The 14,602-nt window shown below is 58.6% G+C and carries 15 protein-coding genes; 9 read left to right on the forward strand and 6 right to left on the reverse strand.

Annotated features, from left to right (window positions below; all coding sequences use genetic code 11):
- Positions 1-3: 3 nt before the first annotated feature.
- From VEH04_06305 to VEH04_06315, 3 genes are all read right to left on the reverse strand, one after another.
- Entirely contained in the window at positions 4-651 is a 648-nt protein-coding gene (locus VEH04_06305) for a hypothetical protein (protein HYG22377.1), read from the reverse strand.
- 49 nt (positions 652-700) lie between these two features.
- Positions 701-1,561, reverse strand: a complete 861-nt coding sequence (locus VEH04_06310) for a J domain-containing protein (GenBank protein HYG22378.1) — start codon at positions 1,559-1,561, stop codon at positions 701-703.
- Between the two features lie 80 nt (positions 1,562-1,641).
- Positions 1,642-2,028, reverse strand: coding sequence for a hypothetical protein (locus VEH04_06315; protein ID HYG22379.1), 387 nt, complete (start codon positions 2,026-2,028; stop codon positions 1,642-1,644).
- A gap of 162 nt (positions 2,029-2,190) precedes the next feature.
- On the opposite strand from VEH04_06315, the gene VEH04_06320 reads away from it, so the two are divergent.
- The 4 genes from VEH04_06320 (at position 2,191) to VEH04_06335 (ending at position 6,038) form a co-directional block, all read left to right on the forward strand.
- Complete coding sequence (locus VEH04_06320; protein HYG22380.1) at positions 2,191-2,592, forward strand: c-type cytochrome domain-containing protein; 402 nt, start codon at positions 2,191-2,193, stop codon at positions 2,590-2,592.
- A 154-nt stretch (positions 2,593-2,746) separates the two neighbouring features.
- Positions 2,747-3,943, forward strand: coding sequence for an efflux RND transporter periplasmic adaptor subunit (locus VEH04_06325; protein HYG22381.1), 1,197 nt, complete (start codon positions 2,747-2,749; stop codon positions 3,941-3,943).
- Between the two features lie 11 nt (positions 3,944-3,954).
- Entirely contained in the window at positions 3,955-4,665 is a 711-nt protein-coding gene (locus VEH04_06330) for an ABC transporter ATP-binding protein (protein ID HYG22382.1), read from the forward strand.
- Positions 4,662-6,038: an ABC transporter permease gene (locus VEH04_06335; protein ID HYG22383.1), complete on the forward strand. Its 1,377-nt coding sequence runs from the start codon at positions 4,662-4,664 to the stop codon at positions 6,036-6,038. The genes VEH04_06330 and VEH04_06335 overlap by 4 nt, the downstream gene beginning before the upstream one ends.
- Positions 6,039-6,111: 73 nt before the next feature.
- On the opposite strand, the gene VEH04_06340 is transcribed toward VEH04_06335, so the two are convergent.
- A complete protein-coding gene (locus tag VEH04_06340) occupies positions 6,112-8,313 on the reverse strand; it encodes a molybdopterin cofactor-binding domain-containing protein (protein ID HYG22384.1) in 2,202 nt (733 codons plus the stop codon).
- Positions 8,310-8,786 carry a (2Fe-2S)-binding protein gene (locus VEH04_06345; protein HYG22385.1) on the reverse strand — a complete coding sequence of 159 codons (477 nt, stop codon included), beginning with the start codon at positions 8,784-8,786 and terminating at the stop codon, positions 8,310-8,312. The genes VEH04_06340 and VEH04_06345 overlap by 4 nt, the downstream gene beginning before the upstream one ends.
- A gap of 313 nt (positions 8,787-9,099) precedes the next feature.
- Between VEH04_06345 and VEH04_06350 the strand changes: the two genes are divergently transcribed.
- From VEH04_06350 to VEH04_06370, 5 genes are all read left to right on the forward strand, one after another.
- Positions 9,100-9,828 carry a sugar transferase gene (locus tag VEH04_06350; GenBank protein ID HYG22386.1) on the forward strand — a complete coding sequence of 243 codons (729 nt, stop codon included), beginning with the start codon at positions 9,100-9,102 and terminating at the stop codon, positions 9,826-9,828.
- The gene (locus VEH04_06355) at positions 9,828-10,712 is read left to right on the forward strand and encodes a hypothetical protein (GenBank protein HYG22387.1); all 885 of its coding nucleotides are present in this window, start codon (positions 9,828-9,830) and stop codon (positions 10,710-10,712) included. Before VEH04_06350 ends, VEH04_06355 begins: the two co-directional genes overlap by 1 nt.
- A gap of 116 nt (positions 10,713-10,828) precedes the next feature.
- The gene (locus VEH04_06360; GenBank protein ID HYG22388.1) at positions 10,829-12,334 is read left to right on the forward strand and encodes an ATPase domain-containing protein; all 1,506 of its coding nucleotides are present in this window, start codon (positions 10,829-10,831) and stop codon (positions 12,332-12,334) included.
- Positions 12,309-13,598: an ATP-binding protein gene (locus tag VEH04_06365; GenBank protein HYG22389.1), complete on the forward strand. Its 1,290-nt coding sequence runs from the start codon at positions 12,309-12,311 to the stop codon at positions 13,596-13,598. Before VEH04_06360 ends, VEH04_06365 begins: the two co-directional genes overlap by 26 nt.
- Entirely contained in the window at positions 13,573-14,025 is a 453-nt protein-coding gene (locus tag VEH04_06370) for a response regulator (protein HYG22390.1), read from the forward strand. The genes VEH04_06365 and VEH04_06370 overlap by 26 nt, the downstream gene beginning before the upstream one ends.
- Before the next feature lie 4 nt (positions 14,026-14,029).
- Here VEH04_06370 and VEH04_06375 read toward each other — a convergent pair whose 3' ends face one another.
- Positions 14,030-14,560 carry an acyloxyacyl hydrolase gene (locus tag VEH04_06375; GenBank protein ID HYG22391.1) on the reverse strand — a complete coding sequence of 177 codons (531 nt, stop codon included), beginning with the start codon at positions 14,558-14,560 and terminating at the stop codon, positions 14,030-14,032.
- Positions 14,561-14,602 lie beyond the last annotated feature (42 nt).

Genomic DNA, 14,602 nt, shown 5'->3' on the forward strand with positions numbered 1-14,602 from the left:
GATTCAGGGGCGCGGGATGATCACCAACTCCCCGTCTTCCACCCGCACCGCCTCCATCCGTTCAATCACGGGCTTGGCCTCCGGATCCTGGTTCAGCTTGAACGCGAAGTTCTGCGGGCTGATGCGATTCATGAACGTTTCAGGCAACGGCTCCCCTTTGGATGAAAGCGATTGTGCGTTGATGTTCAAAAGCCCATTGCTGACACCGACGGTGAACACGCCTGAAGCGTTGACATAGCGGCCCACGAGCGGCTTCAAGCCCAGGTCTTCCGCGGGAATGCTGAACTGCGCGAGCACATTGCTGCCGTCGAAATCGAAAACCACGGTGCCGCGAACGGTTCGCCAGTTTGTGCCGGAGGCAAACAGCGCGTTTGCCTCCGCCTCGGAAATCCGCAAGGGCGCCAGCGCTGTGCCCTCCTGAACGGAATGGATGAAGGTGGTAATCCGATCGTGCAATGCGTTCAGTTCTGATGCGGCCATTGCGGGCGCGGCCCGGACCGTGGGCTGCGTGTCCGTAAACTGAATGACCAAACCTTTTGCGTAACGATATCCCAGGTATGATGCCGCCACCAATACCAGCACCGAGATTGCGACGGCGACGCCCGCGTAAAAGAGGCAGCCTCGTCCAGCCGGTTTACCCTGCGGGTTCATGCGCGTAACTTCCGGGGAACACACGGTTTTGGCAACACGGATCTCGGCATCAGGACCGCAGCCGCGATTCCTCCAGGAGCGTGTGATATGCGGCGTTCAGGGACTTGGTCCATTCTTCCGCCAACAAGCGAGAACGTTCATCCATATGGGCGAAGCGGTCGGGATGACACTCCTTGATCCGCACGCGATAGGCCGCCTTGATCTCCAATTCCGTTGCGCCAGCGCGGACGCCCAGAATCTCCGCGGGCGCAAGTTGTTGCGGCAAGACTGAAGGCGCCGGCTCGGGTTCCGGCTGGGTCTCCGGGCCAGCAACGCGAATGCGCTGGCGCCGCCGAAATTCCCTCAACTGCAGGCGCAACGGCAGGGTAAGCGAAACACGGGTTTCATCGGGTTGAAAGAAAATCACACCCGGAACCAGCCGCAGTTCGGATCGAAGCCGATCCCACTGAACTTCGGGAAAAAGGTTCTCCAATTCCATTCGCCTCACAGGCCGCTCGCGTGCCGCCAAAAACAGGAGAAGATTCGCATTCGCGGCGAGATCAAATTGCTTCCAGTTCCGCGCCCGCCGCAAATGCGGCAATCCCTCCAGCACAAGGCGAGGGCCGATGTGGACATATTCGCGGACCAGCCAGAGCGGCAGAAACGACATGTCATCGCGCGCGGCGTACATGGCGTCGAGCCAAAGCAAGCCGATGATTACAACGCCAATGAACGCACTCGCGAACGAGATCCAGCCGGCAAGCGGAAAGGCGGAAAGCAGAACCAGCTTGGCTCCCATGAAGACGATCCAAAAGGTCAGCCCCATGAAAATCGAACCTCCCAGCAACGTCAGCGCAGCATACCCCGCTTCACCAACCATTCCCCGCCGCCGCCGGGATGCCAGCCACCGTTCGATCGTTGCTGATTTCACTGTTGAACGGACGCGAAATCCGGTTCCATCAAACCCCGATCACGAGTTTTTCTTTAGGATTCCAGCGGGCTGCGGCCGGCTTACGGCAGCGACGATCGCAGTTTGAATTCTTCGCGGACAATTCCCAACACTGCGCGTTCAGGCGCGGCGACGTTGTTGTCGCTGGAAATCATGCTGACGAGCAGGTTGAACGTGCGGCGCCTCAGGTCGGCGTCGGTGATCTTCCCGGCCACCTCTGCGACATAAGCTCTAACAGCTTCGGGGGCGCTGCTGCGCTGGCGCGTTCGCGTGTAGGCGGCGTCGACGAAACGATTGCGGGCGTCGGGTGAACTGAAGTTCATGGTATCGAGTAGTTGCCCGATGCGGCGGTCTTCGACGGCTGATAGATTGCCGTCCAGGTACATCCCAAACAACAAGAGATCGAGGAGCACGGCTTTTTGCTCATCGGTATAACCTGCGAAATCCATAATGGCTCCTGAGTCAACGCAGCCGTGCCGGGTTTTCCAGTTTCGCTGCGGTGCTTCAATGAACAAACATCAGAGCAATCCACGCAAGCACCAATTGCGACGGCCGCATGGCTGGAAACCATTTGCCCTTCCAGCCGTCTTACTCAAGAATTTCGAACCATTATGAATCTGACAACACCTGTTCTGTTGGTGGCCTCAACGTTCTGCTATTTCGCAGTGGCCGCAGAGGCGCCCTCCCTGCCGCCGCCGGCGTCTCGTCAGGGCGTGAGTTTTGCCAAGGACATCCTGCCAGTCTTTGAGAAATCGTGCGTGAAGTGCCACAGCGGCGAACGTCCCAAGGCCAAACTGCGGCTCGATACCCTCGAAGGCACCTTGAAGGGAAGTTCTGAAGGCAAGGTTGTCGTTCCTGGCGACAGTGCCAAGAGCCAGCTGGTTCTTACGGTTGGCCATCAGGTCGACAAAGATCTTTGGATGCCGCCCCCCGGCAACAAACAGGGCATCAAACCGCTCGCTGCCGAGGAGATTTCCCTGATCCGAGCGTGGATTGACCAGGGCGCAAAGTAGATTTCATTTGCATCAAAAGGGGCGAGGCGTTCCGAATACGCCTGTAACCCCCTGCTTCGTTCCTGGCTCTAAACGAGCAATTGGCTCCCAGGTTCCATCAGGATTCACGTTTGCAGCCGGAACCTTGTGCTATTAGTATGGACGGCTTGATTCAATGAAGAAGTGGATTTTTTTAATGGTTGCGCTGGCCGCCGGGACCGGCGGGTACGTATTTTGGTCGAAACGGCCAGCGGCGTCGGTCTCCCGGACCGAAGCTTCGCCGCTGACCACCGCGGTCATTGAGAGCCGCAGCATCGTTCTGAGCGTCGGCGCAGCCGGGGATATCGGTCCGGATGAAATGGTATCAGTGCGGCCGGAAGTGAATGGGCGGATCGCTGAATTGCCCGTGAACATTGGCGACCAGGTAAAGGAGGGCGCCTTGCTCTGTGCGTTGGACGATCGGGATCTCCAAACCGAACGATCCTCGCGCGTCACGGAAATCGAGGGCGCACGCCTCCAGGTGCTGCAGGCGCAGCGGCTCTTTGAACGCAGCAAGCGGCTGTATGAGAGCAAGCTGATTTCGCAGGAAGCTTTCCAGGATACGGAAACGTCCTACGAACTCGCCAAGAACTCGCTCGAGCGCGCTGAAAAAGGTTTGAAAATAGTGGAGGACAAACTCGCCAAAACACGGATTGTCGCCCCATTCGATTGCACCGTCCTCACCCGCCCCGTAGCCATCGGCCAGGCCGTGTCGGGTTCGGGCGGATTCAACAGCGGCACCGATATCATGTCCATCGCCGACCTGCGCGAGATGATCATCACCGCGCACCTCAATCAGGCGGATGTCATCCGGATCCGGCCCGGCCAGGAAGTCGAGATTTCGGTGGAGGCCGTGCCCGGCTTGAAGCTTAAGGGAGAGGTCGAACGCATTGCACCGCAGGCGACAATCCGAAACAACATGAAGGGTTTCACCACGCAGGTGCGCCTCCGCAAGCTTGATGATCGCGTTCGTCCCGGGATGACCGCCAACATCAATATTCCGATCCTTTCAGCGGATAACGTTCTCGCCATTCCGCTCGCGGCCGTATTTACAGAACAGGAAGAGCGTTTCGCCTACGTGAAAGTGGGCGCCGACATGTTTCAGCCGCGGCCCATCACGATTGGGGTGTCGGATTATCAGCACGCCCAGATCTTGCACGGGCTATCGAGCGGTGATGTTGTGTCGCTGATCAAGCCTGCAGCGGAAAAGCTCACGCCGGCCGTCGTCACCGGGCCGGGTTCGCAGAGCACGCAGGTGCCGACGCAAGATCGATCCGTAGCCTTGCTCAACCGCACAGCGGCCCCCACAAATTCTGCCGCGCAACTGCGCTAAGCGTTGCAGCCATGGCGCTCATCGAGCTTCGGAACATCAGCAAGATCTATCACCTTGGCGGTGAGGAAATCCGTGCGCTGGACAATGTCACGCTCGATATCGAAGCAGGCGAATTCATTTCGATCATTGGACCCTCCGGCAGCGGCAAATCGACGCTGATGCATATCCTGGGCTGCCTCGATTCTCCCACCCATGGCACATTGAAGCTGGACGGAATTGAGATCCAGGGAGCTTCCGCTTCAAGGCTGGCCCGGCTGCGGAACCAGAAGATAGGGTTCGTGTTCCAGTTTTTCAATCTGCTGCCGAAGCTCAACGTTCTCCAGAACGTGGAGTTGCCAATGATTTACAGCGGGATTTCGGCGCGCGAGCGTCATGACCGCGCCATGGATGCGCTGAAGCTGGTTGGCCTCGATAAACGTTCCAAGCATCGGCCGATGCAGATTTCCGGCGGTCAACAGCAACGCGTCGCGATTGCACGGGCGCTTGTGAACAATCCCCGGATTGTTTTTGCAGACGAGCCCACTGGGAACCTCGATTCCAACACGGGCGACGCGATTCTCGAACTCTTCCACAAATTGAGCAGCGAAGGACGGACGATCGCCCTGGTGACGCATGATCCTGAGATTGCCGCACGCACGCCGCGGAAAATTGAGATTCGCGATGGCAAGGTGGCGCAAACCCTCACGCCTGAATTCATTGGGCAGAAAGCGACGGTGGCATGAACCTGCTCAATGCGATCCTGGTGGGTTTCAAGGAAATCTGGGCGCATAAATTCCGCTCCCTCCTGACAATGCTCGGGATCATCCTCGGTGTTTCCAGCCTCATTGGCATGTCGGCCCTGGTGAAGGGCATGGAGAACGGAATGCGCGAGGCCTTGGTTGCAATCGGCGGCGTCGAACGCGTTCGCATCCAGGAGAGCGACATTCCCCCGGAGCAACAGCATCGCGCCGACCAGGCGGTCGGCCTCACAATGAACGATGTCTACGCCCTGCAGAAAAATGCGAGTCTCACGAAATTGATCCAACCTGAGATGCGCGTGCGCAACCTTGTCCTCACCCGCGGGGGCAGGACGTCATCGCCATGGAATTTTCTGGGCACATGGCCCAGCGCTATGGAGATGAACGAGCATCGCATCGCGCACGGACGCATGTTCAATGAAATCGATGAGGAGACCGCCCGCCCCGTCTGCGTAATCGGCACCCAGGTCCGCGACGAGTTGTTCGGTTCACCTGATGAAATCGGTTACGAATACATTCCCGTTGGCGAGCAGGTGACGATTCAAAACCAGGTCTTCACGATCATTGGAATGTTTCAGCATTACGAGAGCGAGCAGGACCGCAAGGCCCGCCTCCAGGAAGCGCTCGCGCGGGCATCCGCCGGGACCAACTCCGCGGCCGGACCGAGCCGGGATCGCGGACGCAATCGCGGACGCGGCGGCGGGAGCTGGGTGTTTCGCATGAAGAATGACACGGTGTATATCCCGCTCAACACCATGTATCTGCGTTTTCGGGCCGCCTCGGGGACGAACTCCGCGCCCGACCCCCGGCTGACAGGCATGTCAATCAAGGTCTCCAGTGCCGATGCTCTGGAACCCGCAATAGAACAGGCGCACAAGGCGCTGTATCGAACTCACAACGGCATTGAGGATTTCGCTTTCGAAACGCAGGAAACCTGGTCCGAGAACATCGCGGCCGCCATCAAGAACGCCCGAATGAGCGGCGGCATCATTGCGGCCATCAGCCTGATCGTCGGCGGCATTGGCATCATGAATATCATGCTTGCCAGCATCACGGAACGCATCCGCGAAATCGGCATTCGCAAGGCGATTGGAGCAACATCGCTCGATGTCTTCATTCAGATTCTTGTCGAGAGCGTCGTGATCGCGATCATTGGCGGCATCGCTGGACTCGCAGCGTCGCTCGGCCTCGTGAACCTGCTGACCTCCATTTCACCAACGGACAACACCCCGCAAATTACCGTGACCTCATGCATGATCGCGTTCGCGTTCAGTGTCTGTGTGGGGGTCGTTGCGGGGCTCATCCCGGCCTTCAAAGCGGCGAAACTCGATCCCATCCAGGCATTGCGCTACGAATAGACCTGTGACCTGGCGTGGAAATCGCGGAACGTTGTGAATGCGCCATCCGTTCAGCCGAACGAAAAACCGGCTTTCAAGCCTCCTGAACCTTCAATCCGTCAGGCACGAGCGGCAATGAGCGAAGTCGAATTCCTGACGCGGCAAAGATTGCGTTGCTGATCGCGGGGGCGATCCCTGCGATGGGTGTTTCACCTGCGCCTGCCGACGGGAGATCCTTGCGATCGACGAGCACCACGTCCATTTTCGGGACGTCGCTGAAGCGCGGCACGCGGTAGTCAGAGAACCGCCCATTCATCACTTTCCCGTTTTGAAACTCGATTGCCTCGAACAGCGCGCCACCCAATCCCTGGGCCACGCATCCTGCAATCTGATTCTTCAAATGTTCGGGATTCACCACGGCGCCGCATTCAAAGGCCGCAACGATGCGTGTGACCTGCACGGAACCGCTGTCGCGATCGGCGAGGACTTCCGCGCATGTCGCCAGGAACCCGCCCTTTTCCATTCCGCACGCAATGCCGAACCCGCGATTGGGCCCCAGTTTCTCGCGCTTCCAGCCAAATGCATTTGCCGCAGCCTCCAGCACCGCGCGCAGTCTCGGCTCTTCCAGATTGCGCAACCGGAACGCGAGCGGATCCATCTTCAACTTGGCTGCCAGTTCATCGATATGAACTTCGCGCGCGAAGAAGTTTGCCACCGAAGCGAGCGCGCGATACGAACCCTGCCGCAACGGGGAGGCGCTCCGATGGAATTCCGTTCTCACATCCGACACCTCGTAAGGGCATCGGATTCCAGCCGTTCCCGAGTTGTAGTTGTGCAGGTGCCAGCGCGTAATGGTGCCGTCGCGGCGGACAGCGCTCTCAATATCGACAATGCCCGCGGGTCGAAAATAGGCCCAAGCAAATTCCTCCTCCCGCGTCCAAACCAGTTTCACCGGCTTTTTCGCCGCCCGCGCCAGACGCGCTGCTTCGATTGCTGCCTCGCCCGTATGTTTTCCGCCATAACCGGAACCGGTGTCGGGAACGATCACTCGTACATCCGCTTCGGAGATGCCAAACGCCTGGGCGAGTTCACTACGAACTCCAAACGGCCTTTGCGTTCCCGTCCATACCGTCAATTTCTTTTCCTGCCATTCGGCCACGGCCGCGCGCGGTTCCAGTGGCGCGTGCGCGATGTAGGCAATCGTGTAGCTCTGCTTGAGCAGAATGTCCCTGGTTTGCCGCTCGCCTTCATTTGCGTCAGGTGCTCCTCGAGCGTGTTTTCGAAGATGCTCGAACAGGTCGTCGTTCGAAATCTGCGGGTTCGGAATCCATTCCACATGAATCGCATCCAGTGCCCGCGCCGCTAGCAATGGATCCGCTGCGGCGACGCCTATGAAGTTGCCATCGCGAACCACTGTGACGCCAGTCATCGCCTCCGCTGCTGTCACGTCCAGGGCGCCCAATGTTGCCTCCCACGCTGAAGGCCGGAGCACACGGCCATGCAGCATGCCTTCGCGTTTCATGTCGGACGTGTAACGATGCCGGCCCGTGACGAAATCCGCACCCCTCACTTTGGGTGCGGAGGTTCCCGCCACCTTCCAATCCGCGGCAGGTTTGAGCGGCACATCGTCCGTCACAGTGCGGACAAGCTGCTGTCCACGGGTCAATTGACCGAACGTCATTTCCTGTTTTCGATCCCGCGAAATCACCTTGCCATCGATTGCCGTCAACTGCGCGCGATCGACGTGAAACCGTTCAGCCGCCAAATCCAACAGCGCCTCCCGCGCAGCGGCGGCAGTTCGACGCAGGTGCAGCGCCATGTCAGGCGTGGTACGGCTTCCGAAGGTTCCCAAATCGTAAGGAGTTCGGTCAGTATCGGCCATGACCAGTTCGATGCGGTCGAGCGCCGCGGACAATTCTTCGGCGACCGCTTGCGCGAGCGAAGTGCGGATGTTTTGCCCCACCTCCGTTTTGCCGGTAAATACCGAAATGGTTTCGTCTTCGCCTATGTGCAGCCACGCCCCAAGCTCCGTCGGCCGCGAACCCCCTCGTCCACTTCGCGCGCTACCTCCGCCCGACTCCTGCGCAATCGCGGCCTCAACGAACAAAAGCACCACAACGCCAGCGCCAAGCACTTTGAAGAACTGGCGGCGATCCACATCGAATCTGTAAACGGGCGCCGCAGCGAGTTCGTAACGTTCCGGCTCGATATCCACGTGAACGGCTTGCCCCTTGAATCCCACGCGTGAGGTTGTGCCCTTGTGCATTGCCTTTCGCGGCTTCCGAAGCGCACTCATTTTGCCTCCTTCATCGCTTGGGCTCCTTCACGAATCGCGCAAAGGATGCGTCTGTACACGGCACAACGGCAGATGTTGCCGTTCATGGCGCGAACGATTTCAGCGTCGGATGGGTCGGGCTTTCGCTGGAGCAATGCGAAGGCACTCATGATCATCCCTGACGTGCAATAGCCGCACTGCAACGCGTCACATTTCAGAAATGCTGCCTGCAACGGATGCAGGGCCCCTTTTTTCCCCAGGCCTTCGATGGTGGTGATCTTCCTTTTGCCAACACTCCCGAGATTCACAATGCACGAACGGGTGGCGATTCCATCCAGCAGGACCGTGCATGCGCCGCACTGCGCTTCACCGCAACCGTACTTGGTGCCGGTCAGGTCCAGGTCGTCCCGTAAAACGCTGAGGAGGGTTCTTTCCCCATCCGCGTCGAGCTTGACGGGGCTTCCGTTGACGTGCAATTCGGTCACTCTCGGCATAGGCGATAACAGCTGAAACCCGCGCGCCAGAAGCGCCGCGAGGAGGTCCAGGGTTACGAGACTCAGGACGCGCAGTTTCCCGGCATGGTTTCAAGCCCAATATTAATGGGGTTTGTTGCTTAGGGTATCAATACCGGGGCCTTGCTGCTTTCACCCACTGTGGAGGGAACACGAGCATCCGTAAGCTCATGCGTGGAAATCGGCATCAGTATGTCACAGAAGTGTTGCGAAAAAATTACGCAGTCCGCGGACGAAAGTTCCGCGCGGCGGAGATTGCTGCGCAACGTGCCGGTCTCCGAAACCCTGTAAAGCTATGAATTCACACATCACCCCCCTGTTAAGTGCGCAGGCTCCCGGAACGGCCGACGCGCTGTTGTATCGAGCCATGCTGACGTTCCTCTTTCAGGTGCAACGCATTCGTGCAATCTGGATCACAGGCAGCACAGCCACACTCAAACGCACAACTGACGTGGTGTGCAGCGCCCTGTTCCTAGTCCTGCTCAGCCCCGTGTTCCTGTTGATCGCGATTCTTGTGAAGCTGGAGGACGGCGGCCCCGTCTTCTTTGCGCAGCGCCGCGTCGGACAGCACGGACGCGAATTCAAGATGTTCAAGATTCGTTCAATGTGCATGAACGCCGAAGCGAAGATGAAGGAACTGCTCGACCAGAATCAGCACAAGGATGGCGTGACGTTCAAGATTAAAAACGATCCTCGCATCACCCGCGTCGGCCGCTGGCTCCGCAAATTTTCCCTCGATGAACTCCCCCAGTTCTACAATGTCCTTGTGGGCGACATGTCTCTCGTCGGCCCTCGCCCTCCTATTCCGAGCGAAGTTTCCAAGTACTCTCTGGTCCATCGCCGCCGGCTGGCCATCAAGCCCGGCATCACCTGCCTCTGGCAGATCAGCGGCCGCTCCGAGATTGATTTCTCCGGCCAGGTTCAATTGGACATTGATTACATCGAAAACCTCAGCTTCTGGATGGACGTAAAGATCCTGTTACGCACCGTTCCAGCGGTGATCTCAGGAAAGGGCGCTTATTGATGAACGCCATTCTCATTTGTCCGTCAACCCGGCCGGGCGTCGAACATCTTTCGACCCTCGCACCTCTCGCGGCCCTACCCCTGCTCGGCCAGGGATTGGTTGAATACTGGCTCACGCACCTTGCCATCAATGGCGCGGAGGAAGTGCATATTCTCGCGAACGATCGCCCGCAGCATATTGCAGCGCTCGTGGGCAACGGTGCCCGCTGGGGTCTCAAGGCGGAAGTCATCCCCGAAACCCGCGAACTCACCCTCGCCCAGGCTCAGATCAAATTTGCTCGTGAGATCACATCGGGCACGCACGAGATTGTGGTCCTGGACCACTTCCCGGGCTCAGTCCAGCCGCTGTTCACGAGCTACGCCGATCTCTTCGCCGGTGTGCTGGAATGGATGCCGAAGGCGCTCACCCCGGATCGTCTCGGACTGCGCGAACTGCAGCCGGGCATCTGGGTGGGATTGCATTCCAAAATCTCTCCCGAGGCAAAACTGCATGCGCCATGCTGGATCGGCCAGAATGTTTACGTCGGCGCGGGCGCTGTGATCGGCCCAATGGCTGTAGTTGAAGATCGCACTTTCATTGAACCCAAGGCCCAGGTGAACAGCTGCTTCGTCGGGCCGGACACATTTGTCGGACAACGCGCCGTGCTTCAGGAAGCGTTCGCGCTTGGCAGCTTGCTCATCAACTGGAAGACCAATGCCTTTCTCAAGGTGGCTGAGTCGTTCGTGCTGTCCGCGCTTCGCCGCCCGGGACTCGGCGGCGATCCCAGCCAGCTGATCGGGAAAGTGACGCAGCTGTATGCGAAAAACAAAGAGGAGCTGCAAACCTTCTGGAAACACTTCCTGTTCGACAAGGAAGACAACGCTTCGACACACGACAAACTATAATAGGGTTGGGACCCCAGTTGTGAATTCACGCGTGGTTTGCAATTTTTCGTGCCGCGAAAAAGGGGTCTAAGGCCACAACGACCATGGCCTGCCTCCCGATTGCGAAATAACAATAGATGCAACCCGAATCGGAAAGCCGGTGCCCGCTGGGTGTCTCTGGCTTGGATGAAATCACAGGCGGCGGTATTCCCAGGAACCGGCTTTTCCTGATCCAAGGCGATCCTGGTGTCGGCAAAACGACACTGGCGCTTCTTTTTCTTCTCGAAGGAATTCGCAGAGGCGAGAAGGTCTTCTACATCACACTTTCGGAAACCAAGGAAGAACTCCAGGAGGTGGCGGAATCACACGGGTGGTCCCTCGATCATCTCGAGGTGCTCGAACTCTCAACCATCGAGAAACACCTTCAAACCCTCGCGCCTGACACTTTGTTTCATCCGTCGGAAATCGAGCTGAACCGAACCACGGATTTCCTGACGCGGGAAATCGACCGCGTAAAACCTGCCCGGCTCGTCCTTGATTCCCTCGCGGAATTGAGGCTGATGTCCGAGACGCCGCTGCGATACCGGCGGCAGATGCTCGCCCTGAAACAATTCTTCGCCGGACGCAAGGCTACGGTTTTGATGCTCGATGACATGACGGAGCAACGCGACCTGCAGGTGCAAAGCGTGGCGCACGGGGTTATCGGCATGGAGATGCTGTCGCTGGATTATGGGATGGAGCGGCGGCGCCTGAAGATCACCAAGATGCGCGGAGTTAATTTCCGCGGCGGTTACCACGACTTCGTCATTCGCCCGGGCGGGATCGATGTCTTTCCCCGTCTTGTTGCAGCTGAATTCTCGGGCGAGTTCGAGCGCGACGCGATGCCGACCGGCATCGGGCAACTCGATGATCTGCTCGCTGGCGGCTTGGACCGCGGGACAAGCACTCTCATCGTCGGCCCTGCCGGCACTGGGAAATCGACCCTGGCACTTCAGTTCGCAGCAGCCTGTGCCGCGCGTCGCGAGAAGTCATCAGTGTTCACCTTCGATGAAAACGTCGGGACGCTGGCAAGCCGCGGGGACCGGCTCGGATTGAATCTTTCGAATCACGTCGAGTCAGGCATGATCAAGGTCGCACAGGTCGATCCCGCCTCCCTCACCCCTGGCCAGTTTGTGCATCGGATCAAGCAGCAGGTGCTCAAGGAGGGCATCCGGGTTGTGGTCATCGACAGTCTCAACGGCTACATGAACGCCGCGCCCAGTGAAAAATTTCTCAACATTCACCTTCATGAACTCCTGGCGTTTCTGAGTCACCAGGGTGTGACCACGATTGTGACGGTTGCACAGATGGGGATGATGGGGCCGATGCAAGGGCCGGTGGATGTGACTTACCTGGCAGACACCGTGATCCTGCTGAGATTCTTCGAAGCAAAGGGCTCCGTCCGAAAAGCGATCTCCGTGATCAAGAAGCGCACGGGATGCCCCGAGGACACCATTCGCGAGTTCCGGATTGAGCCGGCTGGCATTCGCGTGGGTGAGCCGTTGCGTGACTTTCACGGCGTGTTGACAGGCGTGCCCACGTTCACAGGCGATGCCGGCCAGATTTTGACAAACTCCCATGTCCGGAAAGGTGCCATCATTTGAAGAGCGGGTGCTTATAGTTGCGCCGACCGGCAACGATGCGGCCAATGCGGCGGAGGTTCTTGCAAAGGAAGGGATGGATTCCCGTGTCTGCAGTGATCTTCCAGAGCTATGCCAGCTGGCCCGCAGCGGCGTGGGAACGCTGCTTCTCACGCAGGAAAGCCTCACGACGCACAGCCTGAACCATCTCGCCCTGCTGCTCGACGAGCAGCCCCCATGGTCTGACATTCCAGTCATTTTGCTGGCCAGCGGCGGCGAAGCTACGGCTCCCGGTTTGAACTCCCTGCGCGCCCTTGGATCCAGCAGCACGATCACTGTCCTGGAACGCCCCTTGCGCGTTGTCACCCTGGTCAGCGCCATCAAGACCGGCCTGCGCGCCCGCAGGCGGCAATACCAGGTCCGCGACCTCATCCACCAGCGCGAATTGATCATGGGCGAGCTCAGCGAACGGGCTAAATCGCTCGAATACAGCCAGCGTGAATTGTTGCAAGCGAAGGAGAAAATTTCACGCCACGCGGAGGAGCTTGAGAAGACTGTTGAGGAACGCACTGCCAAGCTGCGCGAGACGATCGCTCAATTGGAGGCTTTTTCGTACAGCATCTCACACGACATGCGCGGGCCGCTGCGGGCCATGCAGCAGTACTCGCAGATTCTCCTGGAGGAATGCCGCCCAGGACTCTCAAGCGACGCGTGTCATTACCTCGACCGGATCGCGCGCGGTGCGCAGCGGCTCGACAGGTTGATTCAAGACGTGCTTACGTATAGCCGTGTCGCCCGCGCTTCGATGCCGCTGGTCCCCATCAATCTCGACAAGCTGGTTCGTGACATCCTGCAACAGTATCCGTCGTTCCAGCCGCCACGCGCGAACGTCGAGGTGATCCAGCCGCTCCCCGTCGTGCTTGGGCATGAAGCGTCCCTCACCCAATGCATTTCGAACCTCATCGCCAACGCCGTCAAATTCGTGCCGCCTGACCGCCGGCCCACCGTTCATGTGAAAACCGGAACCGCGAATGGATCGGTGCAGGTTTGGTTTGAAGACAATGGCATCGGGATTGCGCCCGAGAACCACCAGCGGATTTTCAACATCTTCGAACGGGTAAACAGTGACGCGGAATTCGAAGGCACCGGCATTGGACTGTCCATCGTGAAAAAAACGATTGAACGCATGGGAGGCGAAGTGGGGGTGGAATCCGAGCTGGGACGCGGAAGCCGATTTTGGATACGACTGCCTACACCACACCATGAACAGCACAATACTCCTCGTTGAAGACAGCCCGGACGACGTGTTTTTTATGAAGCGGGCCTTCCGCCTTGCCGGCATCCAGGCGGAATTGCAGGTTGCCGAAGACGGCGAAAAGGCGCTCGACTACCTTGCGGGGAATGGAGTGTTCGGACGGCGGGCCGATTTCCCGCGGCCTGATATTGTTCTGCTCGACCTCCGATTGCCGCGTGTTCCGGGATTCGACGTTTTGAAATGGATGCGCGAACAGGATGCTTTCCACTGCGTGCCTGTCATTGTGCTGACTTCTTCGAAGGAAGACAGCGACATGCAACAGGCCTACGCGCTGGGCGCAAACTCGTTTCTCGTCAAACCTTCGGACGCAAATGAGCTCGCCGCAATGGTCCGGGCACTTGTCGATTACTGGCTGCGCTTCAACGCAGTTCCTTCGCCATGCACCGAGGCGTTGCCCTGAGGCCTCAGAACCGATATGACAAGGAAAGCATGTGAATGTTGACCCCGGGATTGCGCCTGTAAATTCCAGCGTTCGACATGTGCTGATAGCGGTATCCGAATCGAACGTGCCCCGTTACATCCCAGTTCAGCCCGGCATGGGTGGTGAATTGAAAAGGCCCCCCAAAGTCGCGGTTTCCAAAATGATGGCGGCTGATGTAGGTCGGGCTGCTTCCAGTTTCGAAAGAGAGCGGAAAGTCGTCGCGCGTCAGGAGGGCTGAAGGCCCCAGCGTTCCGACGAAACCATCCTGGCGTTCACCCTTGAGCCAGCCCGCACCAAGATCGCCACGGGACTGCAGCTGGAAACCCCGGCCGAGATCCCACCGCCAGGGAAGATCGTATTCCACGGCTCCCATTACCTGGCGGAATGTTTCCGTTCGATCGTTCAAGGACGTTCCGCCGCGCACGGCAACGCCCAGTCCTTTGATTTCCCCCGCTGCAACGGAGAACGCGGCGAAGAGAACGACAACACCCAGAAGTTTAAGAATGCACCTCATATTCATGATGGGATCAAGCAATCGATGGTGGCGATTGCGAGC

The sequence above is a fragment of the Verrucomicrobiia bacterium genome, assembly GCA_035629175.1.
GTDB lineage: Bacteria > Verrucomicrobiota > Verrucomicrobiia > Limisphaerales > DASXHY01 > DASXHY01.

What these genes read in the sequence shown, in the direction of transcription:
- VEH04_06305 (HYG22377.1), bottom strand. Translation starts at nt 651, where the DNA reads ATGAACCCGCAGGGTAAACCGGCTGGACGAGGCTGCCTCTTTTACGCG.
- VEH04_06315 (HYG22379.1), bottom strand. Translation starts at nt 2,028, where the DNA reads ATGGATTTCGCAGGTTATACCGATGAGCAAAAAGCCGTGCTCCTCGAT.
- VEH04_06320 (HYG22380.1), top strand. Translation starts at nt 2,191, where the DNA reads ATGAATCTGACAACACCTGTTCTGTTGGTGGCCTCAACGTTCTGCTAT.
- VEH04_06325 (HYG22381.1), top strand. Translation starts at nt 2,747, where the DNA reads ATGAAGAAGTGGATTTTTTTAATGGTTGCGCTGGCCGCCGGGACCGGC.
- VEH04_06330 (HYG22382.1), top strand. Translation starts at nt 3,955, where the DNA reads ATGGCGCTCATCGAGCTTCGGAACATCAGCAAGATCTATCACCTTGGC.
- VEH04_06335 (HYG22383.1), top strand. Translation starts at nt 4,662, where the DNA reads ATGAACCTGCTCAATGCGATCCTGGTGGGTTTCAAGGAAATCTGGGCG.
- VEH04_06340 (HYG22384.1), bottom strand. Translation starts at nt 8,313, where the DNA reads ATGAGTGCGCTTCGGAAGCCGCGAAAGGCAATGCACAAGGGCACAACC.
- VEH04_06345 (HYG22385.1), bottom strand. Translation starts at nt 8,786, where the DNA reads ATGCCGAGAGTGACCGAATTGCACGTCAACGGAAGCCCCGTCAAGCTC.
- VEH04_06350 (HYG22386.1), top strand. Translation starts at nt 9,100, where the DNA reads ATGAATTCACACATCACCCCCCTGTTAAGTGCGCAGGCTCCCGGAACG.
- VEH04_06355 (HYG22387.1), top strand. Translation starts at nt 9,828, where the DNA reads ATGAACGCCATTCTCATTTGTCCGTCAACCCGGCCGGGCGTCGAACAT.
- VEH04_06360 (HYG22388.1), top strand. Translation starts at nt 10,829, where the DNA reads ATGCAACCCGAATCGGAAAGCCGGTGCCCGCTGGGTGTCTCTGGCTTG.
- VEH04_06365 (HYG22389.1), top strand. Translation starts at nt 12,309, where the DNA reads ATGTCCGGAAAGGTGCCATCATTTGAAGAGCGGGTGCTTATAGTTGCG.
- VEH04_06370 (HYG22390.1), top strand. Translation starts at nt 13,573, where the DNA reads ATGAACAGCACAATACTCCTCGTTGAAGACAGCCCGGACGACGTGTTT.
- VEH04_06375 (HYG22391.1), bottom strand. Translation starts at nt 14,560, where the DNA reads ATGAGGTGCATTCTTAAACTTCTGGGTGTTGTCGTTCTCTTCGCCGCG.